Raw genomic sequence first — 4626 nt, 5'->3', positions numbered from 1 at the left:
TATGTCGATACTGGTTTGATGAGGAAGGACGAAGGCGAGGAAGTTGAAGATATTCTGCGATCGCTTGGTGCGAAGAATATTTTGTTGGTGGATGCGAAAGAACGTTTTTTGGGACGACTTGCGGGAGTGGTGGACCCGGAGGAGAAACGACGGATTATAGGAGATGTTTTTATTGAGGTACAGAGGAATGAGGCGTCGGAGCACCTTTCCGGCAATTATTATTTAGCTCAGGGAACCCTGTATACTGATGTTATCGAGTCCGGAGAAGGGGTTGGCGATAAGGCGCATGTGATTAAAAGCCATCATAATGTGGGGACTCCCCTGGTTCGAGCGAAGAGGGAAGCAGGTGAGCTTATCGAACCTCTGGGAAGTTTGTACAAGGATGAGGTGCGAAGACTTGGGAGTATTTTGGGAATGGGGAATGCTATTGTTGGGAGGCATCCGTTTCCCGGACCTGGTCTGGCTGTTCGCATTCTTTCGGATGTAACGGAGGAGAAATTGAGGATACTTCGTGAGGCTGATGACATCTATATTTCTGAGCTGAGGAGCAGGGGACTTTACTATCGGGTGTGGCAGGCGTTCTGTGTATTGTTGCCGGTGCGATCGGTTGGCGTCGCGGGAGATACTCGTGAATATGGCTGTGTTCTTGCTTTGCGGGCAGTACTTAGCGAGGATGGCATGAGCGCCGATGTTTTTGATTTTCCAATGGGCGATTTACTTGAGATTTCCACTAGGATTACCAATAGGGTAAAGGGCGTTGGGAGGGTGGTTTATGATATTTCCTCCAAGCCGCCGGCTACTATTGAATGGGAGTGAGTCAGATCACTTAGGAATCAGTCGTTCATCGGCAGAAGGATTGGATGTCTCACAGTCAAACTATCCTGCAGCCTGGTCCCTCCAGAGTGCTTTTACCGCCGTATAGCGGCGTAACCGTTATCCTGGTACTGATGCATTCTTTCAGTTGAGGGAGGTGGGAGATGACGCCAATCAGTTTTCCATCTTGTCTGAGCCCGGAGACAGTTTCCAGGGCTGTTTCAAGGCTATCATCGTCCAGAGTGCCAAAACCTTCATCCAGGAACAGGGAATCGACACGGACTTTTCGGCTGGACATTTTTGAGAGTCCGAGAGCGAGTGCTAAGCTTGCGATGAAGCTTTCGCCACCTGAGAGGTTTTTAACCGGTCTAATTTCATCTGCCTGATAACAGTCTATAACGTTCATGGCGAGCGGAAGTTCCTTATCTCGAATCAACAAATAGCGGTCGCTAAGTTTTGCAAGCTGTCGGTTAGCGTGGGAGAGCAACAATTCAAAGGTGAGACCCTGTGCAAAATTCCGATATTTTTTACCGTCTGCGGAGCCAATCAGTCCGTGCAATTTTTCCCAGCGATTGCATTCAAGCTCTTGTGTTTCAATGATTGTTTTTTTCTCTTCAACACGTTTTTTTGCAGCGTCATTTCCGGCCAGCCTGGATTTCAGTTCGGCGAGTTGCCTGCGCTTTTCTTTTAGTAATTCTTCGAGTTTTTTTCTCAGCACCTGCATTTCTTCAAGCGTAGCCGTTGTTTTTGGTGTTTCAAGTTCCAGCTGAGCTTCGCGATCCTTTTTTTTGACTCGCAGTTCCGTGAGTTGATCGTCGAGTTTTTTTTCTTTAGACCTCAGCATATCGCGTTCATCGCCTGTCAAGCGCGAATTTTGGAAATCCAGCTCGCTTGTGAACCCCGCGTGCAACAAGATTTCATTGAAATGGGATTCCAATGCCGCTATTTCGGAAGCTCGTTTGGCTAGGTTTTTTTCAGACAAGGCAATACTGTCGTTAACGGCAGCAAGTTTTTCCCTGGCCGAATGGTTTGCGCTTCGAAGTTTTTCTTTCCTGAACTCGGCATTTCTGATTGCCCCGTTCAATTGAAGTTCTTCAGCCTCTACGTCTTTATCGCCAAAGAGTTCCTGACGTTCATTGCAGGCGGATTGGTATTCGCTTTGATATTTCTCCAGTTCTCTTTTTTTCTTTTTCAGTTCAATTGTTCTAGTTTCAGATACGGCATCCAGCCTTTGAATCTCGCCATCTATTTTGGCGATTTCCTTTTCCAAACCAGCCTTTCTTTCAAGTGAATCCAGCCATTTTCTCCGGCGTTGTTGCAGCGAAGCCAGCAAAGGGCCAGAACCAGAGTCTGGAATTTCGACAATGCCAAGCAATATGCTTCTGCTCAGAGTAGTGAGACTATCCCTAGTTCTATTTGAACGATCGTTCAATCCCGCGAGATTTCCCTGGAGTGATTTTCTATCCTTGCTAATCGATATCTCCAGTTTTTCACTTTCGGTAAGACTTCTCCGAGCCTCCGCTTCGCCCACTTTGAGCAATTTGATTCTGGATTCCCACTTTTCCGCACTGTTTATAATTTCCGTAAGTCTGGTTATTTCCTTTTCGAGCCCGCTGGGCTCAGGCGTTTTTCCTTTTGCAAAGGGATGTTCCTTAGCTCCACAGAGGGGGCAAGGTTTTCCATCTTCAAGCTGTGTACGCTGATGCTCCAATTCTTCAATTCTTGCCAGATAAGCCGCCTTGCGAAGTCGGGCTTCCTTCTCTGAGTGATATTCACGAAGTTTTTTATCTTTGAGCGTTCCTTTCAGTTCTGCGCCTGATTCATCGAGCTTATGATGAATATCATCCAGCGCTTGTTTTTGCATCCTTACCAATCTGCTATTCTGTTCCAGTTTTTTATCCTTTTCCTTAAGCTCCTCTCTGAGTTTCTGTTCTTTCTCTCCTTCTCTTTCAATTTCTTTTTGCAGTGTATGAAAGCTCTCGAACTGTGATTCAATGGCCGCGAGGCTGCTGATCAGGCATTCATCCGCGGAATTTTTCATTAGATATATCAGAAGAGCTTCCAGGGATTTATCTGCCCCAACATGTCTATTCAATTCCTGAGCTTTCAGCTGCCCCTCGAGTTTCAACAGTTTTTCATCCTTTTCACAGTCGCTTATGTATGTTTTTATATGCTTTTTCATTTCTGCAATTTTCAGATCGAGAGCGCGTGTTCTCTTCATTGAAGGTGTGGCTTCCTGCAGCCGCTCTCTGGCGGTTTGAACTTTTTCCTGGGCAGAATTCCAATCAATCTCGCTTTGATTGCAGGCATGCTGAAGTTTCGGCAGGTTATTTAGTGCATTTTCCAGAGCACTTGTATCAGCTTCCTGCTGTCTTCTTACGGCTAACAAGTTTGCATAGTCGCCATTCAGTTCGGCCGCCTTCCTTGACAGGGCGAGGCGTTTTCGATCCGAAGCGAAAGCCTGATTTTCAAGTTCCAGTTTTTCAATTTCGTCGGAGAGAAAGAATATGCTTTTTTCAAGGCCATTGATGCTGACCAGGCGGGCAAGATCGGCATTGGCTTTGCTGGATTTTGCGGAGAGTTCAATCTCCAATTTCCTCTCGTTTTCCAAAGAGTTCAGAATCTCTTTTTCCTGCTGTGGCTCCATAACCGCTATGCCGGAAATTTCAGCTTTTAGAATGCTTAGTTTTTCATGCTCTTCTCTTCGCTTCCCGTGGACGCAGCGGGAAATCTCCGAATATATCTCTGTGCCGGTAATCTGCTCAAGTATTTTTGATTTCTGCTCCGCATCAGCCTTCAAGAAGGCATCGAAATCGCCTTGAGCAAGCAGTATGGATCTAGTGAAGCGTTCAAAATCCATTCCAGTTTTTTCCTGGATGATATGTTGAACCAGGGATTTCTTTGTTTCGATAAGCTGCCCGGAATTCACATCGCTTATCTCGTGCTTTGCATCCAGGAGTTTGCCATCTGCCTTGTATCTAGCCCGATGCTGGCTCCAGTTACAGCGATATCTGCCGGCTTGAGATTCAAAAAGCAATTCCGAATAGCAATCGCCGGTTTGTCTGGACATTAGCTCATTGCTGTTTTTTGTCAGTTTACCCAACCGAGGTGTTGCGCCGTAGAGAGCCAGGCAAATGGCGTCCAGAACTGTTGTTTTCCCGGCACCGGTTGGTCCTGTCAAGGCAAAAATGCCGCTCGAGAGATAGTCCGGATTAGTGAAATCGATGAGCCACTCGCCATAGAGCGAATTGAGATTTTTAAACCGAAGCTCAAGTATCTTCATTGCGTTCCACTTCAGTCCGCTCGGGGATCCTTCTCACTTAAGAGTTGAAGAATTTCTTTGTACGAAGCCCGCAAGCCATTTCGTTCATGAGGCAAAATGGTTTCCAAACAGCTCTCAAACACCCGGTGGACATCAATATTTTCAAGCATTTCTTCATCCTGAATCGAAGTTAGAACCCTGTTGAGAACAGTTTTGTTCTTTATCCGCCCAATTTCCATTGATGAGCTTGCAATCGACTCATTGACAGTTTCCCGCAAGTTTCCTGCAGGTCCAACACCCGTATATTCTATCTCCAGCCACGCATTGCTTTTGTCCCTGCATAACTGATTCAGGCGCGAAGTAATCTCATCGAGCGATCCGGCAATTCTTTCCAGGGGCTGGAAGCGGGGGATGGGAATCATATTTATACTGGGCCTCGTATCGTCAAACTCGACAATGCTGACAGTTTTTTCCTGGTCCGCTTCGCCGTAGCTCAAGGGGATGGGCGATCCACAATAACGAATATGCTCGGCTTCATTCACTTGCCGCGG

Annotated in this window: 3 protein-coding genes; 1 reads left to right on the top strand and 2 read right to left on the bottom strand. The window is 46.6% G+C overall.

Annotated features, from left to right (window positions below; all coding sequences use genetic code 11):
• The coding region (guaA, locus tag S1OALGB6SA_RS02590; RefSeq protein ID WP_124032455.1) for a glutamine-hydrolyzing GMP synthase at positions 1–816 on the top strand (816 nt) is incomplete at its 5' end.
• 55 nt (positions 817–871) lie between these two features.
• Here guaA and S1OALGB6SA_RS02585 read toward each other — a convergent pair.
• Positions 872–4096: an AAA family ATPase gene (locus S1OALGB6SA_RS02585; protein WP_124032454.1), complete on the bottom strand. Its 3225-nt coding sequence runs from the start codon at positions 4094–4096 to the stop codon at positions 872–874.
• A gap of 11 nt (positions 4097–4107) precedes the next feature.
• Positions 4108–4626, bottom strand: a 519-nt coding sequence (locus S1OALGB6SA_RS02580) for an exonuclease SbcCD subunit D C-terminal domain-containing protein (RefSeq protein WP_195910255.1), incomplete at its 5' end; no start/stop codon positions are given.

The sequence above is a fragment of the Olavius algarvensis spirochete endosymbiont genome (assembly GCA_900608495.1).
Taxonomy (GTDB): domain Bacteria; phylum Spirochaetota; class Spirochaetia; order DSM-2461; family DSM-2461; genus UBA2779.
This window is presented reverse-complemented; position numbering and strand designations above follow the sequence as displayed.

Excerpts from the sequence above, each read along its gene's own strand:
- S1OALGB6SA_RS02585 (WP_124032454.1), bottom strand. The coding sequence starts at position 4,096 with ATGAAGATACTTGAGCTTCGGTTTAAAAATCTCAATTCGCTCTATGGC.